1 protein-coding gene is annotated in these 256 nt (G+C 52.0%); it reads left to right on the plus strand.

The window, feature by feature from the left end; all coding sequences use genetic code 11:
- On the plus strand, window positions 1–256 hold a 256-nt coding region (locus tag A7P55_RS22540; protein WP_252727823.1), incomplete at both ends, for an Ig-like domain-containing protein.

Genomic DNA, 256 nt, shown 5'->3' on the forward strand with positions numbered 1-256 from the left:
AATCAGTGGTACGGCAGAACCAGGTTCGACAGTTACAGTCACCTTCCCGGATGGCAGTACAGTTCAGGTTCCAACAGATCCAACGACTGGGGTATGGACGACACCAAATCCAGGTGGCTTGACCAATGGTGAAACGGTTACTGCAACAGCGACAGACCCAGCAGGCAACACCTCATTACCAGGTACAGGTACGGTTTCTACAGACGTGACTGCACCGATCGTGACGGTGGATGATGACTTAAGTAACGATGCAACG

It is taken from the genome of Acinetobacter sp. Ac_5812 (genome assembly GCF_013072695.1).
Classification (GTDB): Bacteria; Pseudomonadota; Gammaproteobacteria; order Pseudomonadales; family Moraxellaceae; genus Acinetobacter.